This is a genomic window from Arthrobacter sedimenti (assembly GCF_042652025.1).
GTDB lineage: Bacteria > Actinomycetota > Actinomycetes > Actinomycetales > Micrococcaceae > Arthrobacter > Arthrobacter sedimenti.
In genome coordinates this window covers 96446-113045 of record NZ_JBHSDQ010000005.1, presented here as the reverse complement: position 1 = coordinate 113045, position 16600 = coordinate 96446, and the positions used below count along the sequence as shown (strand labels likewise).

The following is a 16600-nucleotide window of genomic DNA, read 5'->3' as shown; positions in this document are numbered from 1 at the left end:
ATACCCTTCTTTCAGAAGCTTGCTTTCCATCCGCCATTAGAGGACGCCATGACTGAGACCAGCTCCACTTCGCCCAAACGGGCCGCCATCATCGTCAATCCCGCCAAGCCGGTGGATATCGACGTGCGCGGCTTGGTGGCCAAGCACTGCGTGGAGAACGGGTGGGGCGAGCCCATCTGGCTGGAAACCACCAAGGAGGACCCCGGCGTGGGCCAGGCCAAGGAAGCGCTGGCGCAGGGCGCGGACATCGTGATCGCTGCCGGCGGTGACGGGACAGTGCGCTGCGTGGCCGAGGTGCTGTCCGGTGGCGATACCCCCATGGGCCTCCTGCCCCTGGGCACCGGGAACCTGCTGGCCCGCAACCTGGGCATGGACGTCACCGATTACGACGGCGCCATGGCCGGGGCATTGATCGGTACCGAGCGGAAGATCGACGTGGTCCGCGCCCGCCGCAGCGACCCGGACAAGGACCAGCTGTTCCTGGTCATGGCCGGGATGGGCTATGACGCCACCATCATGGCGGACACGAATGAGGACCTGAAGGACAAGGTGGGCTGGCTGGCCTACGTGGACGCAGGGATCAGGAACCTGCCAGGCAAGCCCGTCAAGGCCACCGTGGTAATCGACGGCAAGCAAGTGGTGCATCGGGGCGTCCGCAGCGTGATGGTGGGCAACTGCGGCAAGGTCCAGGGTGGCCTGGAGATCTTCCCCGAGGCCAAGATCGACGACGGCCTGCTGGACATTGCCGTCCTGGCACCGCACCACGGCAAGCTCGGCTGGCTGTCCGTGCTGGCCGGCATTATCGGCAAGGGCAGGAACAAGGACACCGCGGTGGAGTACTTCCAGGGCAAGAGCGTGGAAATCACGCTGGAGCACAAGGACGATTACCAGCTGGACGGCGACCACGAGGGCCAGGGCAAGCACGTGCTCATGACCATGGAGCCCGGTGCCCTGACCCTGCGGATGTAGGGGTTCAGCCCAGCAGCCGGCCCCAGCGCCGCTCGAGCAGCGGCGCGCCTGCCAGCTTAAGGGCGTGCCAGAGCGTGACGGCCACGGAATCGAGAACCGGAACACCGGTCGCGTCCTCGATTTCCGCGGTGATGTTGGCCCCGTACAGGTTGGTGCACAGGTACACCAGGGCGTCGGGGGCCGCGGCAGCGAGTTCCAGCGAGCCGGGGCGCATCTCGTCATCCGTGACGCGGGCAAAGGACTCGTTGTCACTCAAGCCCAGGGCCCGGTGGTCCACGGTCTTGATGCCTTCACGTTCATAAGAGGCGATGATTTGCTGGTTCACGTCCTCCGTGTAGGGCGTGAACAGGCCGATCCGTTCGGTGCCGAACGTCCGGAAGGCCTCAAGATAGGCCAGCGTGGAGGTGGTGGCGGGGATCCCCGTGGGGCCGGTGATCTCCGCGGCCAGTTCATGGTCGTGCGCGGACCCCAGCCACGAGCCTGACGTGCCGTTCCAGGCAATCACGTCCACGTCCGCCGTCGCCAGCAGCTGTGCCGCCTCCCGCATGACCGCGGGGTCGAACTGGCGGTCCGAGGAATCATCGAGCGCGATCCGGGTGACCGGGATCCGGGTGAAATGCACCGTCACGTCGGTGCGGCTGCCCAGGATGCGGTACGTCTGCGGTTCCAGGCAGGTGTTGGAGGACGGCACGATCATGCCGATCCTGCGGGGGCGGATGGTTGCAGGCATGGTGGCTCCTAGAGGGCGGCGGCGGGCAGGTGGGCGGCTTCGGAGGCGGACTGGTGCTGCCGGAAGCCGTTGCGGTGGATGAAGCGGCCCGCGGCGCCGGGATCGTGGAAGCCGTCCGCGTCAAGGACCACGCGCCCGTTGGAAACAACGACGGCGGGCCAGCCGGTGAGTGCCTTCCCGTCGAAGGGGGAGAAGTCCGTGCCCATGTGGAGGGCTGCGCCGTCCACGGTACGTTCCTCGGCGGGGTCGAAAACCACCAGGTCGGCGTCGAATCCTTCGGCGATGCGGCCCTTGCCGGGGACGGCGTTGATCCGGGCAGGTTCCGCAGCGAAGGCGCTGACAAACTGTTCCACGCTGGCCCCGGCGGAGGCCATTGCCGTGAAGGTGACCGGCATGCGCGTCTCCACCCCGGGGAGTCCGTGCGGCATGGCACGCACGTCGTCGGTGCGCTCGCGCTTCTGGGACAGGTCGTAGCAGGAGTGGTCCGAGGACATGGTGTGGATGGCACCGGAGACCAGCCGCTCCTTCAGGGCCGCCACCGTTTCCGCGCAGCGCATGGGCGGGCAGCAGGCGAACCACTCGGGGAAGGTGGAGGCGTAGACGGTGTCGTCCAGCGTGACGTAGTGGGGGCAGGTTTCGGAGTAGGCCTCGATGCCGCGCTCCCGTGCCTGCGAGACCAGGTCCACGGCGCCGGGCGTGGACTGGTGGACGAAGTACACCGGGGCGCCCGTGTATTCGGCCATGGCCAGGGTCTCCTTGACGGAGATCTCCTCGGCCAGTTCGGGCCGGGTCCGGTGCAAGTGTTCGATGCCGATGCGGCCGTCCTGGGCGTGCTGTTCGGTGCAGTCGGCAATGATGGGGTCGTGTTCGGCGTGGATGTAGGCCAGGCCGTCCAGCCGCACCATTTCCCGCATGACTTTCAGGATGGTGTCGCCGTCGGCCATGGTGGTTCCGCGGTTGGTGGTGTACATCTTCACCGAGCGGACGCCTTCGGTGGCCAGTTGTTCCAGCTGCCACGGCACGGTTTCGTCCCAGCTGATGACGGCGCCGTGGAGGGCGACGTCGCAGCGGGACTGGGTGGCCAGTTCCTTCTTGTGCAGGACGGCGGCCAGCGGGGTTTCCTGGGCATCGCGGGGGATGCCGAAATCGATGATGGTGGTGGTGCCGCCCCACAGGGCCGCGGTGGAGGTGGTGCGGTAGTCGTCCAGGGTGCGGAAGCGGCCGGTCACCTGCGCCACGTGGCAGTGTCCGTCCACGCCGCCGGGGATCACGAGTCTTCCCGTGGCGTCGATGGTGCGGTCCGCCGCGGGGACCGGCTGGGCGGCGTCGGTGAGGGCGGCGATCTTTCCTTCGTGCACCACGATGTGGGCTTCCTGCCGGCCGGTGCTGTTGACGACGGTGGCGTTGGCAATGACGAGGTCTGGCTGGTGGGACATCGGTGTCCTCCTTGGGGTGGTGAAGTCTGCTTAGGCGGCGGGCTGCGGGGTTTCGGCGTGCTCCTGGCGGGCGGCGAGGGCCGCGTCCAGGTTGCCCGACAGGCCCTTGCGGTCCTTGGCCGGGGGCGGGGCGAAGGCGCCGGCGCGGTGGGTTCCGGACTGCAGTGCAGCCACGGCTTCCGCCAGGCGGATCCCGGCGGAAATACCGTCAACCACGGGCACGGGAATCTGTCCGTTGAGTTCGCGGGCCAGGCCGGCCAGCGGGGCACCGGCGAGGATTACGACGTCGGCGCCGTCCTCGGCGACGGCCTTCCGGCTGAGTGCCAGCAGGGTTTCCCGGAAGTCCTGCTGGACCGAGGCGATGCTGGTGAGGGAGTCGTTGATGGAACGGATGGAGGCCAGGCGGCCTGCCAGGCCGAATTGTTCCACGCATTCGCGGTACCAGGGCTTGATCCGGTCCGAGATGGCGATGATGGAGAAGCGGTGGCCCTGCAGTGCCGCGGCGCAAAGGGCTGCCTCGGTGATCCCGATGACGGGTACGTCCGCCAGTTCCTTGAGGGCCGGCATGCCGGGGTCCCCGAAGGCTGCGACCACTACGGCATCCACCGGGTCAGCGCCGGGGCGGGTGTGTTCGGCGATGATCTCGGCCACTGCGCCGGCGGCGATGAGGGCTTCAAAACGGGTTTCGATGTACTCCACGCCGTGGCCGGCCGTCCGGACCAGCAATTCGGTTCCGGGGGAGGCGGAGCGCAGCGCCTCGGATTCGATCAGTGCGGTGACGTCGGCACTGATGTTGGGGTTGATGACCAGGAGTTTCATTTTCTCTTCCGGTGGAATTCTGGTTCGGTTTTCTGGAAGTCCTCGGGAAACTGGTCCCGGTACTTCCCGATGTGGGATGCGGATTGGGCCGCGGCCCTGTCCGGGTCGCCGCTGGCGATCGCGGCGAAGAGTTCGCGGTGTTCGCGGATGAGTTCGGGCAGGTCGGCCACGTGCCGGAACAGCCAGTGCATGCGGCCCTGGAGGGGTTCCAGGGCGGACTTGAGGAAGTTATTGTCCGCGATCCGGGTGATGGCGTCGTGGAATTCGCTGTTGGAGCGGTGTGCCTCCATGACGGAACCCTTCGCCAGGAAGGCCTCCGCGTTGTCCAGCAGGCCCTTGAGGTAGGCGAGGTGCTCCTCGGTGGCCCGCTTGGCGGCGAGCCGGCAGGCCAGCACCTCCAGGGACTGGCGGACGTCGAAGAGGTCCTCCACGTCCTTGGGGCTGAGGCTGCTGACCTCGGCCCCGCGTGCGCCGCGGTCACTGATCAGGCCTTCCATGCGGAGCATTCGCAGGGCTTCGCGGACCGGCAGCCGGGAGACGGAGAATTCGGCTGCCAGGTCGCGTTCCACCAGCCGCGTGCCGGGAGCGTAGTGTCCTTCGAAAATCCGGGTGCGGAGGGTGTCCCGGACGGTCTCGCGGAGGGGGCGGTCCTTGTCCTGGGTCTCTTCTGCGGTCAGCATGATGCTCCATTCGGATTCTCGTACGGCACTGCTCCCGGCTGCGGGGGCGTCGATTGCAAGTTTCCCTGCGAGGGTCAGCTTAGACAGGAAGCCGCTTGTTGTAGTTCAGGGTGAGGACAGAGGCGCCCATGATCACCGCGGAACCCACGAAGTACAGCAGCGCCCAGGTGTAGGAGCCGGTGGCGCCCACGATCAGGCCGACGACGATGGGGGTGACGAAGCCGGAGATGTTGCCGCTGAGGTTCATCGCCCCGCCCAGGACGCCGGCGTTGGTGCGGCCGCCCAGGATGGAGGGGATGCTCCAGAACAGGCCCACCCAGCGCAGGAAGAACAGGACCACGGAGAGCAGGACCACGGCGGTGGTGGCGTCAGGCACCACGGTCACGCCCACCAGGCCTGCCACGACGATGGCGCTGGAGATGCCGAGGAGGGTCCGCATGACAAGGTTGGCGGAGGCGCCGGACGCGCGCCACTTGTCGGCGATGGTGCCGCCGATGATCTCGCCGACGAACCCGGCGCCGAAGATCACCAGCGTGGACCAGCCGATGGTCTTCAGGTCGAAGCCCTTGGCCTGGGCCAGGTACAGCGGGCCCCAGGTCAGCAGGCCGTAGAACACGCCGTTGAAGCCGAGCCAGCCCAGGCACATGGCCCAGAAGGAGCGGAATTTGAGGTAGGGAAGCAGCCCGCGCTTGCCCTTGCTGCCGTCCATGGCTGCTTCGGCATCCTCGGCGGCGTGCGACGCTTCGATGTAGGACGCCTCGGCGTCGTTGACCCCGCGGTGCTGGCGGGGGTTGTCACGGACGTACCACCAGACGGCCAGGCCCATGAGGACGGTGGCGGCGCCGGCGATGACGAAGGACCAGCGCCAGCTGCCGGTGGAGGCGATGAGGCCGGCAATGATGATGCCGCCAAGCCCGGCACCCAGGGGTGCGCCGGCGTCCAGGATGGTGGCGCCGCGGCCACGTTCGGACTTGTGCATCCAGATGGCATTGAGCTTGCCGCCGGCGGGCATCACGCCGGCCTCCGTCACGCCGATGCCGAGCCGGGCGATGAACATGCTGAGGAAGCCGCCTGCCATTCCGGAGGCCGCCGTGGCAGCGCCCCAGCCGATGCAGGACGCGGTCATCACCTTGCGGGGACCGAATTTGTCGATCAGCCAGCCCACGGGCACCTGCATCAGGGCGTAGGTCCAGAAGAACGCGGAGAGCAGCAGGCCCACCAGTTCGGGGGCGAGGTTGAATTCCTTTTGGATGATGGGCAGGGCGACGGAGATGGAACCGCGGTCGATGTAGTTGACGGACACCAGGACCAGGAGCAGCAGGAAGAGCTTCCATCGGACGGCAGTGCGTCGTTGCGTGCCGTCCTGTCCGGGTTTGTCGGCGGTGCCGGGGGTGGCCTCGGGGGACGTGGCCGTTGTTTCAGTGTTTGGGATGGACACAGCTTCTCCTTCACGGGGAAGTTTACGGATGGGGGGATGCGAACGGGGCGGTACGTGCCCGTTGGGCCGTTGCCATGGGGAGGATCCGCTGGGCGATCCGGAGCGCCGAGCGGAAGCTTTGCAATTTTGGGATCCCAAATTGGGATCCCAAAATCAAAGGTAGGAGTGACTCCCGCCACTGTCAAGGATTTTTCGGGCACCGGCTGCGTGGCCGGCTTCCCAACCGATGTGACTGGCGGCGGCCGGGTAGTGGGCAACCGTGAACAATCCTCTCCACCCCGGTCCAGCTGGCCTCCATGGCCGGTGCCATCATCCTGATCACCGTGGTGGGGTCGAGGCTCAACGTTCTGTTGGGGACGCGGCCGGCCGATAAGAAGTAATTTCGGCCACCTCAGCCAGCCGGTGGGCCCGCGCCGATTCCGCCGGAGTGAACGGCTCGCCCGGCCGGGAGAAAGTGATGGGCCCGTCCCATGCGGTCGGGATCTTGAGGCGCGTTCCGTCGTCGGGCCCTGTGCCGGCGGCGTCCGACGGCGGCAGGATCCTTGCGTGCAGGAGCTCGGCCACCGCCAGCGGCAGTTCGTCCGGGGCGGCAGCGATCCGTGCCGCGAGGCTCAGCGCCTTGGTTTGCCCATCCGCCATGGCCAGTGCGGTGGTGGGCCACACGTGGGAACTGCTGCCGCCGCCGTCGTGCAGTGCTGTCAAAAGCTCCCGCTCGCGCACGTGGCCGGGGACGGAGAGGACGAACTCGTCCAGGACTCCGCCGGGCACAGGGTGGACGTGGATGCTGAGGATGTTGCTGTCCAGCCGCGCCAGCGCCCGCGTGATCCGTTGCAGTGAACCGGGCTGGTCCCGCAGCATTGTCCGCGCCCGCCACAGCGATGGGGCTGCCGCCAGCTGCCGGCGGCGCCGCAGCGCAGGAGCATGCAGCCAGCGGAGCAGGAGCCGGGCGGCTGATGGCTCGGCCACCCAGATCACCAGGACCGTCGCGGTGAGGGCCAGCACCAGCACCTTGGCCACATAAGGAAGGTGGGTTTCCACCACCAGGGCGTGGACCAGCAGCTCGATGGGCAGCATCACGGCCACGTTCGCCACGGTCAGTCGGGCCTTGGGCGGTTCCGGCATCTGGCCGCAGACTTCGCAGCGCAATTCTTGAGCGGTCGGGTGGGACGAAGGGTGCTTCATGGCTCAAGCATTGCCCCGAGTTATTTCCCCTGCGTTGCCTTCCGATTCCATTCAGGGGAACGCGGCGGGCGCTGCATAGGGTCCGGGCCGTAGGATTTATCAGGAACGTCAGCGTGGCCGCCCGTCCAGAATCCACCCCAGGAAGGCGCTGCCCGTGAAGTTGTTTGCCGAGATGTTCACCATCGGCCCCGGCAACAAGGACCACCACCCGGCGCTGCGCTGTGCCGTGGGCGTCTTCGTTCCCCTCATCACGCTGGTGCTGCTGGGCCGGCTGGACGTGGCAATCTTCGCGTCCTTCGGCGCCTTCACTGGAATCTACGGCCGCGGCGAACCGCATGCCGTCCGCTTCGTGCTGCAGCTGCGGGCCGGGCTGCTGATGCTGCTGGTGATCTTCCTGGCGGCGCTCGCGGCCCGGATGGGTCCTGCCTGGGGCCTGGATGCTGCCACCCACACCTGGCTGCTGGTCCTGGCCACCACGCTTGTGGCAGGCGCCTGTTCCGTCGCCATCTCCTGGTTGCGGCTGCGCCCGGCAGGGTCGCTTTTCCACATCTTCGCTTTCGCCGCCATTGCGTCCATTCCCAACCAGCCGCCGCTTTGGCAGGGCATGCTGGTGGCCGTCCTCACCACGGTGTTCGCCCTGCTTGTGGGCTTCTCGTCCCGGATCCTTCCCAGCCACCGCACCCCGTGGACCAGGCCGCCGCGGATCCGGCGCACTGCCACGGAGAAGCGCACGGCGTGGCTTGAAGGGTTGGGCTACCTGGTGGCCGCGGGACTTGCCGGCACACTGGCCACCTGGGCCGGGTCCCGCCTGGGGTTCGGGCACAACTACTGGGCCATGGTGGCCGCCGTCGTTCCCCTGGTGGGCCACACCACACGGCACCGGGTGCGCCGCGGCATCCAAAGAATCATCGGCACCGTCCTGGGCCTGCTGGTCCTGGCGGCCGTCCTGCTGGTGGGCCTGCAGCCCTGGCAGACAGTGCTCGTCATGGCGCTGTGCCAGTTCGGCGCCGAAATGTTCATCATCCGCCAATACCTGCTGGCCCAGGTGTTCGTCACCCCCCTGGCGCTGATCTCCACGCTGTTGGTTGTTCCCGCCTCGCCTGCGTTCCTGCTGCGCGACCGCATCGTGGAGACGGTCATTGGTGCCGCCGTCGGCATAACTGTGGTGCTGGCTCCGGCCCTATGGCGCCGTGTGCGGAGCAGGCAGGGCGGGGTCACGACGGCGGCCTGACAGCCTTTTCCGATCGGCCCGCCCCCGGAGCGCCTGGGGCGGGCCGATCGGCGGCGGGTTATGGGCGTTCCGCGGCTGCTTCTTCCCGGACTGCCCGGATGGTGTGCGGAACTGCCACCAGCGCCACCACGGCAATGGCGGCAGCGGCCGCGAAGACGTAGAAGCCCCAGGGGTAGGCGATGTTGGCGGCCACCAGCGTTCCGGTAACGGCGGGGCCCAGGATGGCGCCGAGCCGCCCCACACCGGCGGCGAACCCCAGGGCGGTGGCGCGGAGGGCTGCCGGGAACAGCTGACTGACCCACGCGTAGACCAGCACCTGTGCGCTGAACACGAAAACGCCAGTGACAAAGACTGCCAGGTTGAGCAGCAGTTCACTTTGGATCTTGACGCTAAGGACCGCCAGGAAGACCGCGGAGAGCCCGAACCACAGCAGTACCACCTTCTTGGTGCCGTGCCTGTCGGCCAGGATCCCCGCGATGACCAGCCCCACCACGGCACCCACATTCAGGACCAGCAGGAGGACCAGGCCCGTGCTGACCGTGTACCCGGCGCCGGCCATCAGCTGCGGAAGCCAGGTGTTCAGTCCGTAGACCAGGAGCAGGCCCATGAAGGAAGCGGCCGCGATGGCCAGCGCCACCAGGGGGTAGGGCTTCCGGGCCAGGTCCCGGAAGCCTGTGGGGGCTGCGGCCGGTTCCCTTGCTTCCGTGGCCGGGGCAGCCGCTGAGGAGAGGGTCTCCGGGAGCTTGAACCACAGGAAGGGAGCCAGGACAATGCCCGCGAGCCCGCCGACGACGAACATCATCCGCCAGTCCGGGATCAGCATCAGGGCAAGGAAGGACGTGGCCACGGCGCCCGCGTGGTAGCCGGTCATGGTGCGCGTGGTTGACTTACCGGCAGTACCTGCCGGAGCGTAGTCGTTCATGTAGGCCAGGGCGGCCGGGAGGCAGGCACCCAGGCCCAAGCCGGCCAGAAGCCGGAAGACGCAGAACACGGTGACGTTGGGAGCGAACACCACGGCGATGGTGAAGATCGAAAACCACAGGACGCACGCCACCAGGAGGCGGCGCCGGCCGAAGCGGTCTGACAATGGGGCGATGAACAGGGCACCGGCGCCAACGCCGACGAGGGAGATGGTGGCGGCCCACGTGGCGCCCACGGCATCGAAACCAAGGTCGTGGGTCTTGATCAGCGTGGGGATGACGGTGCCCAGCACCACCAGGTCAAAGCCGTCAAGGACCATTGCGAGCCAGCAAAGCCAGACCGGCCACTTGGAGCGGGGTTGAGATGGCGCAAATGACATAGAAATACCTCGGTGTATCTTCCAGGAGTTTGAGCGGCGGGCTGCTTTGCCGTGGTGGTTTTGGGCAGCATCGCCCACATCCCCAGTGAGGTTTGTATCACCAGGGGGTGTAATCTGGGACATGTTTTCCCATTCAACGGAAGCGGGTGATCGCCCTGGCCAACTCTCCCTCCGGCGACTCGGTGGTGGACCGGATCGTCCGCCTGATTTCCGCGTTTCCCCAGGACATCGGCGCCCTGCAGCTGAGCGACCTCGCCCAGCGGGCGGGCCTGCCGCTCACCACCACGCACCGGCTGGTGGGCCAGCTTGCCGCCCATGGATTGCTGGAAGCGGCGCCGGGCGGCATGGTCCGGCCCGGGGTCAGGTTATGGGAACTGGCGAACCGTACCTCCCCAACACTCGCCCTGCGGCAGGCGGCCATGCCATTCATGGAGGACATCCAGCAGGTGCTGCACCAGAACGTAAACCTTGCCGTGCTGGACGGCTGGGAGGCCTTGTTTGTGGAACGGCTGTCCCGGCGGGGTTCGGTGGCCAACCGGGCCCAGGTGGCAGGCCGGATGCCGGTCCATATTTCGTCGGCAGGCCTGGCGCTGATGGCGCACCAGGACAAGGCTGCGCAGGAGGAATACCTCCGCGGGTTCACGGACCCGGATGGAAAAGTCGGACCTGACGCCGTGCGCGCCCTCCTTGCCGAGACCTCCCACCAGGGTTTTGCCCAACTCAAGGGCGTGGTGGATCCGGACACCTGGGGCATAGCCGTCCCCGTGCTGAACCGGCGGCAGCGCGCCGTGGCCTCGCTCGGCGTCGTGGTTCCCCTCCGCGAGATGCGCCTGCAGGCATTGGTGCCCGCGCTGCAAACGGCTGCCCGCGGCATCGCCCGGCAAATGGCAGACTTCTGATCCATTGAACGGAATAGGTGTAACGGAGGTCACCGGCTTCGGCCCACACTGGTTGCCAGACGAAGAAGCCCGGTGCCGCCTCCGGCGGGGCCCGCAATGAAGCGAGAACAGACCATGGCACGAAAAGTCATCACCACCCAGGTAGCCATCATGGGCGGCGGCCCCGCAGGACTCATGCTCTCCCACCTGCTGGCCAAGGCAGGCATCGAGTCCACCGTGATCGAGATCCGCAGCCACGAGCAGATCGCCCACACCGTTCGGGCGGGCATCCTGGAGCACGGCACCGTCAACCTGTTGGTGGACAGCGGCGTTTCAGATCGGGTGCTGCGCGACGGCGACCGGCACGACGGGATTGAACTGCGCTTCAACGGCGAGAGCCACCGCATTGACTTCAAGGACCTGGTGGGGGAGTCCGTGTGGCTGTACCCGCAAACAGATGTCTTCCTGGACCTCGCCGCGCGCCGCAAGGACGACGGCGGCGACGTCCGCTACAGCGTCACCGACACCTCGGTGCACGACCTCGAAGGCAAGCCGAAGGTGTGGTTCACCGATGCGGACGGCGTCGAGTTCGAGATCCAGGCCGACTTCCTGGTCGGCGCCGACGGCTCGCGCAGCCACTGCCGGTTCCAGATCCCCGAAGCCCACCGCAAGTGGTACTTCCACGAATACCCCTTCGCCTGGTTCGGCATCCTGGCCGAGGCACCGCGCAGCTCGGACGAGTTGATCTACGCCAACTCCGCCAACGGCTTCGCCCTGATCAGCCAGCGCACCGAGACCGTGCAGCGGATGTACTTCCAGTGCGACCCCAAGGAAAACGTCGCGGAATGGGATGACGACCGGATCTGGGCCGAATTCCGCAGCCGGGTCAACGGTAACGGCTTCGAGCTCAAGGAAGGCCCGGTCCTGGAAAAAATGGTCCTGCCGTTCCGCAGTTTCGTCCACACGCCCATGCGCCACGGCAACCTTTTCCTGGCCGGCGACGCCGCGCACACCGTCCCGCCCACCGGGGCCAAGGGCCTCAACCTGGCCATCAATGACGTCAAGGTCCTCTTCGAAGGCCTCGACAGCCACTACAACTCCGGCTCGGATGCGCTCCTGGAGACCTACAGCGATCGCGCCCTGGACCGGGTGTGGAAGGCGCAGCAGTTCTCCTACTGGATGACCACCATGCTGCACACCCCCGCGGACGCCGATGACTTCTCCCGCGCCCGCCAGCTCGGGGAACTGAACTCCGTGGTCTCCTCCCGGCATGGCAGGGCCTACCTGGCCGAGGCTTACACGGGCTGGCCCACCGCAGCCTCCTGAGCCAGGGAGGATTACGACGGCGGGCTGCCAGCCGGTCTTACGGCGTCAGCAGCCGCCGGACTGCCGACGCAATGGCGGCGGCGTCGGGAGCGTCATCCCGCCGCACGGTGAGCAGGTGCAGCAGTACGCCGTCGCCGTAGTCCGCCACGTCCCGTGCCCTGGCTCCGGCGTCCGGTACGCCCAAGGCGGCCAGTGCCTGTTCCAGGCCGCCCACCAGCCGGAAATGGCCGGCGGTTACTGACTCGGGCTTGTCCAGGGAAAGTGCCAGCCGTGCGCGGGTCAGGCCGGCATGCTGACCCGCAAGCGCCAGCACCAGGGAGGCCAACTGGTTTGCCAGTTCCTCAACGCTCCGGGGCGGCCCGGCCGGCCCCTGCTCCGCCAGGAGCGCTGCGTCCAGCTCCAGCAGGCGCTCCAGCACTGCCGCTACCAGGGTGGCGCGGTTGCGGTAGTAGTTGGAGGTGGTTCCCTCGGCCACTTCTGCTGCGGCGTCAACAGCCCGGTGGGTGAGGCCCTTCATTCCGCGGTCCGCCACCACGGCCAGGGCGGCATCGAGCAGTTGGGTGCGGCGGTCCGGCATGCGTTCAGTGTAATTGGGCTCTTCCTGTTCACTACAAAAGTAGTAGAATGTGCTGCATGGAAACGATCACGATCGTTGGCGGCGGAATCGCCGGGCTCGCCCTCGCGGCTGCTTTGGATACCAGCCGCTTCCAGGTCATCGTCCATGAGAAACGTCCGGAACTGCCTGCCGTGGGCAATGCGCTGGGGATGTGGCTAAACGCCCAGCGGGCACTGGCCCGACTGGGAATCCTTGACGAGGCGCGGGCAGTCAGTCCGGTGCTCGGCACAGGCTCGGTCCGCAATGCACAGGGGGAGCCCTGGGTCACCGTCGATGCAGGGGAGATGTTCGGCATTTCCCGGGTAGACCTGCTCCGGCTGCTGGATGCCGCCGTGCCCGCTACCATCCGTAGGGTCACTGACACCGTGCAGACGATTCCCGTGGACGGCAGACTGGTGGTGGGCGCCGACGGTGTCCACAGCATGGTCCGGCGTACGGCCTGGGGCGGGGCCACCGATGCCCGCCTCACCCCCTACCTTGCTCTTCGCGGCACCCTCCCCACTCCAGTCGCACCGGATGAGGTGGGCGAGTACTGGGGCCGGGGAGACCTGTTTGGGATGGCCGCTGCGCGTGGAGGCTCCTTTTGGTATGCGAGCTACCGGTCGGAACTCGGCCCGTACGGGATAGACCCAGCGACAGCCCTCGAGCAGGCAAGGGCACGCTACGCCAACCACGCCCCTGCCATCCGGCACGCCCTGGCTGCAGCCACGTCGGAGGAATGCCTGGTCCAGCGCCTGTGGACGGTTCCGCGCCTCGGCTCCTACGTCAGCGGCAGGAGGGTGCTCATTGGAGACGCCGCGCATGCCATGATGCCCACGCTGGGCCGCGGGGCCTGCGAATCGCTGGTCGACGCGGTCACGCTGGCCGACCTCCTCAACACCTTGCCCGAGGACCAGGCGCTGCGGGCTTACAACCGGCAGCGGAGGCTGCGCACGCGCGCCGTGAGTGTCGCCTCGTCAGCGCTGGGACGGATCGCGCTCGCCGACAGTGCCCAGCCGCTGCGGGACCGCGTGCTCAACCTCGCCCGACGGCGGAACGCAGGGGCCGCCGTCGGCAGCACCTCCGGCGGTTGATCAACGAACGGCACCGGCTGGACGCGTGGCGTCATCCTCACCCGGCGCCTGCGCTCCAGGAGCTCCCGGGCCGGGGGCTTGCGATGCGGAAGGCAGGGCGGGCAGGGGTTTCTTGGACCTGCGCCGCCCGGACCTGCCGTACACGAGGTACATGGTCACGCCCGTAATGACCATGAGGAGCACTGTGTAGACGAATGTGTTCGCGATTCCCTCAGTGCCCTCGGCGCCGTCAGTATTGGCTTTGATGACCAGGCCCAGCGGCTGCACCAGCGGATGGGCCAGGAAGATAGCGGTGTCGTAGTCGTCGAGGAGGCTGTTGAAGTTCAAGGCCGTAATGGCGGCCGCGGCCGGGAGCACCAGCGGCAGGAGGATCCGCCTGAAGACGTACAGGGTCTTGGCACCCATGATGGCTGCAGCCTCCTCCAATGAGGAGTTCACGGAGGCAAAAGACGCCTTGAGCATCCGGAGTGTAAATGGGATCTTCACCGTGACAAACGCGATGAGCAGGATCACCGTTGTCCCGGTGAGGACGGCACCGCCCACCAGGGGATTGGGGTGGTCGTAGCTGACAATCAGGCCCAGGGCCAGCAGTGCGGACGGCAGGATCCACGGGATGTGCAGCAGGTACTCGAACGTGGAGGCCACCCAGTTTTTGTACTTTTGCAGCAGCCGCGCCACAAAGAGCAGCCCGCCCACCGCGATGACCGCCGCCAGGGCGCTGTACACCACGCTGACGATGAACGGCCGGAGCCCCGACTGCTGGGTGAGGACGCGGACGTAGTTGTCCAGTGTCAGGTTCGCAGGCGAGAGCTGTCCTGTTTGGATGGCAGCGCCGTCCGCAAACGAGTACAGCACGATCAGCACGACCGGAAGCGTGTAGATGGCAAAGAGGAGATAGGCCACGCCGTGCACGGCCACGTTGGCTGCGCGATTGGTGATCTCCTGCTTCTGGAGTTCGGAAGACACCTTTGACACTGAAAAGTAGGTTCCGCCCTTTTCCAGGCGGGACATCACTGCGAGCATCAGCATGGTGGCCAGGCCCAGGATTACGGCCAGCAGCGCCGCCAGGTCGCGGGAGGTGGGGCTGTTGGTAAACGTCAGGATCATCGGCGTGATGGTCTGGAAGTCCCGGCCCCCCAGCACCTGGGGAGCGCTCAACGCGCCCAGGCCGGTGAGGAACGACAGGATGGTGACGGCGAACAGCGTGGGTTTGAGCATGGGCAGGACAATGCGCCGCAGGATGGTCCACGTGGAGGCGCCAAGGTTCCGCGCCGCCTCGATGGTCTGATAATCGATGCCCTTGAGAGCGTTGGCCACGAACAGCATGTGGTTGGTGGTGGTGGCAAAGGTCATGACCACCAGGACGGCAAAAAACCCGGAGAACCAGCCCGGGTCCATCCCGGGGAAAATCCGGACCAGCAGCGAGGTGACCATGCCCTTGTCCCCGTAGATGAATTTGTAGCCTGCGGCCAGGACGATGCCGCCGTAGATGAAGGTGGAGGCATACCCCAGGAAGAGGATCCTGGAGCCACGGATCCGGAAGTAGTGCGTCACCAGGACGATGAAGACCCCCACCGCGTTGACGGTGATGGACAGCGCCACGGCCAGGAGAAAGCTGTTGCCCAGTGCCTTCATCGCCCGCTGGGAGGAGAATAGCTTCTCCGCGGCGCGGCCCGAAAAGCTGCCGTCGGGGAAGAAGGTGGCGATCAGGATGTTCACGTTGGGCCATACCAGGAAGCCGGCAATGAACCAGGTGAGGATGACCCCCACCACCAGGACGAACGGCGAGCGGGCCATGCTGCCCACCGGGTTGTTGACGCTCATGGCAGGGCAACCGCCCGGTCCTTTGCCAGTGCGGCACCGGTTTCGGGATGGTACTGCAGGATGTGCCCGGGCTGGACGTAGACAGTTACGGCCGTGCCGGCCTCGGGGTGCGCGCCGCCGTCTTCCCGGACCAGGAGGCGAATGTCAGCGCCGTGGCTGCGCACCACGTAGCGGCTGTGCAGGCCGTGGTACGTGCGGGAGACCACGGTGGCGGAAAGTCCGACGGCGGTCCCTCCGTCCCCGGGCCGGTCCAGTGAGGCTTTTTCCACGCGCAGATAGGACCTGGCATCCGTGCTGAGGCCGGCGCCGGAAAGCCGGTTGACCTCCGCCACGAAGTCCGGCGTCAGCGTGGAACTGTCGCCGATGAAGTTGCAGACGAACTCAGTGGCGGCCTGGTCGTAGATGTCCTGCGGGGTGCCGACCTGCTCCACGACGCCCTTGTTGAACACGGCGACCCGGTCACTCATGGCCAGTGCCTCGTCCTGGTCATGGGTGACGTACACGGTGGTGATGCCGAACTCGCTCTGCAGGTCCTTGAGCTGCTGGCGCAGCTGGTGGCGTAGCTTGGCGTCCAGGTTGGACAGCGGCTCGTCCAGCAGCAGGATTTTCGGCCGCAGCACCAGGGCGCGGGCAACGGCTACCCGCTGCTGCTGGCCACCGGAAAGTTCGGCCACGTTCTTCGCCAGCTGCTCCTCGCTGAGTTCCACGCGCCGGGCAATGTCCCGCACCAGGCGGTCGCTGTCGGCCGGTTTTTCCTTCCGGACCCGGAGCCCGAAGGCGATATTCTCCCATACGCTCATGCTCGGGAACAGGGCATAGTTCTGGAACACCATGCCCACCTGCCGCTTGTCGCTGGGAAGGCGGGTCACGTCCTTGCCGTCCACCCTGACCGTACCCCTGGCCGGCTGGATGAAGCCGGCCAGGGTGCGCAGCGCCGTCGTCTTCCCACAGCCGGAGGGCCCCAGGAGGGTGAAGAACTCGCCCGGCCGGACATGCAGGTCCAGCTGCGGAATGGCGGTGAAATCGCCAAAGGTAACTTCGATGTTTTCCAAGCGGATCATGGCAACCCTGTCTGGTGGAACGCGGGAATGGCGGCTG

15 protein-coding genes are annotated in these 16600 nt (G+C 66.9%); 5 read left to right on the top strand and 10 right to left on the bottom strand.

Features of this window, described 5'->3' with window-relative positions:
- The first annotated feature begins 48 nt into the window (after positions 1 to 48).
- Complete coding sequence (locus ACFO0G_RS13210; protein WP_376978130.1) at positions 49 to 969, top strand: diacylglycerol/lipid kinase family protein; 921 nt, start codon at positions 49 to 51, stop codon at positions 967 to 969.
- A gap of 4 nt (positions 970 to 973) precedes the next feature.
- Here the strand turns inward: ACFO0G_RS13210 and ACFO0G_RS13205 are convergent, their stop codons facing one another.
- The 6 genes from ACFO0G_RS13205 to ACFO0G_RS13180 form a co-directional block, all read right to left on the bottom strand.
- The gene (locus ACFO0G_RS13205; protein WP_376978128.1) at positions 974 to 1699 is read right to left on the bottom strand and encodes a maleate cis-trans isomerase family protein; all 726 of its coding nucleotides are present in this window, start codon (positions 1697 to 1699) and stop codon (positions 974 to 976) included.
- An 8-nt stretch (positions 1700 to 1707) separates the two neighbouring features.
- A complete protein-coding gene (locus ACFO0G_RS13200; RefSeq protein WP_376978126.1) occupies positions 1708 to 3135 on the bottom strand; it encodes an amidohydrolase family protein in 1428 nt (475 codons plus the stop codon).
- 30 nt (positions 3136 to 3165) lie between these two features.
- Positions 3166 to 3954 (bottom strand): aspartate/glutamate racemase family protein, encoded by a 789-nt coding sequence (locus ACFO0G_RS13195; protein WP_376978124.1) that lies wholly within the window; start codon positions 3952 to 3954, stop codon positions 3166 to 3168.
- The gene (locus ACFO0G_RS13190; protein ID WP_376978122.1) at positions 3951 to 4634 is read right to left on the bottom strand and encodes a GntR family transcriptional regulator; all 684 of its coding nucleotides are present in this window, start codon (positions 4632 to 4634) and stop codon (positions 3951 to 3953) included. The genes ACFO0G_RS13195 and ACFO0G_RS13190 overlap by 4 nt, the downstream gene beginning before the upstream one ends.
- A 79-nt stretch (positions 4635 to 4713) precedes the next feature.
- The gene (locus ACFO0G_RS13185) at positions 4714 to 6072 is read right to left on the bottom strand and encodes an MFS transporter (protein ID WP_376978120.1); all 1359 of its coding nucleotides are present in this window, start codon (positions 6070 to 6072) and stop codon (positions 4714 to 4716) included.
- Between the two features lie 339 nt (positions 6073 to 6411).
- A complete protein-coding gene (locus ACFO0G_RS13180; protein ID WP_376978118.1) occupies positions 6412 to 7254 on the bottom strand; it encodes an ACT domain-containing protein in 843 nt (280 codons plus the stop codon).
- A gap of 154 nt (positions 7255 to 7408) precedes the next feature.
- Here ACFO0G_RS13180 and ACFO0G_RS13175 point away from each other — a divergent pair, with 154 nt between their 5' ends.
- The gene (locus ACFO0G_RS13175) at positions 7409 to 8485 is read left to right on the top strand and encodes an FUSC family protein (RefSeq protein ID WP_286400407.1); all 1077 of its coding nucleotides are present in this window, start codon (positions 7409 to 7411) and stop codon (positions 8483 to 8485) included.
- Positions 8486 to 8543: 58 nt separating this feature from the next.
- Here ACFO0G_RS13175 and ACFO0G_RS13170 read toward each other — a convergent pair whose 3' ends face one another.
- Positions 8544 to 9785, bottom strand: coding sequence for an MFS transporter (locus ACFO0G_RS13170; RefSeq protein WP_376978116.1), 1242 nt, complete (start codon positions 9783 to 9785; stop codon positions 8544 to 8546).
- Between the two features lie 155 nt (positions 9786 to 9940).
- Between ACFO0G_RS13170 and ACFO0G_RS13165 the strand changes: the two genes are divergently transcribed.
- Positions 9941 to 10684 (top strand): IclR family transcriptional regulator, encoded by a 744-nt coding sequence (locus ACFO0G_RS13165; protein ID WP_376978327.1) that lies wholly within the window; start codon positions 9941 to 9943, stop codon positions 10682 to 10684.
- A gap of 114 nt (positions 10685 to 10798) precedes the next feature.
- Complete coding sequence (locus ACFO0G_RS13160) at positions 10799 to 11989, top strand: 4-hydroxybenzoate 3-monooxygenase (RefSeq protein ID WP_376978114.1); 1191 nt, start codon at positions 10799 to 10801, stop codon at positions 11987 to 11989.
- A 37-nt stretch (positions 11990 to 12026) separates the two neighbouring features.
- Here ACFO0G_RS13160 and ACFO0G_RS13155 read toward each other — a convergent pair whose 3' ends face one another.
- Positions 12027 to 12566 (bottom strand): TetR/AcrR family transcriptional regulator, encoded by a 540-nt coding sequence (locus tag ACFO0G_RS13155; RefSeq protein ID WP_376978112.1) that lies wholly within the window; start codon positions 12564 to 12566, stop codon positions 12027 to 12029.
- A 56-nt stretch (positions 12567 to 12622) separates the two neighbouring features.
- Here ACFO0G_RS13155 and ACFO0G_RS13150 point away from each other — a divergent pair, with 56 nt between their 5' ends.
- The gene (locus ACFO0G_RS13150; protein ID WP_376978110.1) at positions 12623 to 13678 is read left to right on the top strand and encodes an FAD-dependent monooxygenase; all 1056 of its coding nucleotides are present in this window, start codon (positions 12623 to 12625) and stop codon (positions 13676 to 13678) included.
- Here ACFO0G_RS13150 and ACFO0G_RS13145 read toward each other — a convergent pair whose 3' ends face one another.
- Both ACFO0G_RS13145 and ACFO0G_RS13140 read right to left on the bottom strand, forming a co-directional pair.
- On the bottom strand, positions 13679 to 15502 hold the full coding sequence (locus ACFO0G_RS13145) for an ABC transporter permease (protein WP_286400398.1): 1824 nt from the start codon (positions 15500 to 15502) through the stop codon (positions 13679 to 13681).
- Complete coding sequence (locus ACFO0G_RS13140) at positions 15499 to 16563, bottom strand: ABC transporter ATP-binding protein (protein WP_286400396.1); 1065 nt, start codon at positions 16561 to 16563, stop codon at positions 15499 to 15501. Before ACFO0G_RS13140 ends, ACFO0G_RS13145 begins: the two co-directional genes overlap by 4 nt.
- Positions 16564 to 16600 lie beyond the last annotated feature (37 nt).

Coding starts and splice junctions, on each gene's coding strand:
- ACFO0G_RS13210 (WP_376978130.1), top strand. CDS start 49: ATGACTGAGACCAGCTCCACTTCGCCCAAACGGGCCGCCATCATCGTC.
- ACFO0G_RS13205 (WP_376978128.1), bottom strand. CDS start 1,699: ATGCCTGCAACCATCCGCCCCCGCAGGATCGGCATGATCGTGCCGTCC.
- ACFO0G_RS13200 (WP_376978126.1), bottom strand. CDS start 3,135: ATGTCCCACCAGCCAGACCTCGTCATTGCCAACGCCACCGTCGTCAAC.
- ACFO0G_RS13195 (WP_376978124.1), bottom strand. CDS start 3,954: ATGAAACTCCTGGTCATCAACCCCAACATCAGTGCCGACGTCACCGCA.
- ACFO0G_RS13190 (WP_376978122.1), bottom strand. CDS start 4,634: ATGCTGACCGCAGAAGAGACCCAGGACAAGGACCGCCCCCTCCGCGAG.
- ACFO0G_RS13180 (WP_376978118.1), bottom strand. CDS start 7,254: ATGAAGCACCCTTCGTCCCACCCGACCGCTCAAGAATTGCGCTGCGAA.
- ACFO0G_RS13170 (WP_376978116.1), bottom strand. CDS start 9,785: ATGTCATTTGCGCCATCTCAACCCCGCTCCAAGTGGCCGGTCTGGCTT.
- ACFO0G_RS13160 (WP_376978114.1), top strand. CDS start 10,799: ATGGCACGAAAAGTCATCACCACCCAGGTAGCCATCATGGGCGGCGGC.
- ACFO0G_RS13155 (WP_376978112.1), bottom strand. CDS start 12,566: ATGCCGGACCGCCGCACCCAACTGCTCGATGCCGCCCTGGCCGTGGTG.
- ACFO0G_RS13150 (WP_376978110.1), top strand. CDS start 12,623: ATGGAAACGATCACGATCGTTGGCGGCGGAATCGCCGGGCTCGCCCTC.
- ACFO0G_RS13145 (WP_286400398.1), bottom strand. CDS start 15,502: ATGAGCGTCAACAACCCGGTGGGCAGCATGGCCCGCTCGCCGTTCGTC.
- ACFO0G_RS13140 (WP_286400396.1), bottom strand. CDS start 16,563: ATGATCCGCTTGGAAAACATCGAAGTTACCTTTGGCGATTTCACCGCC.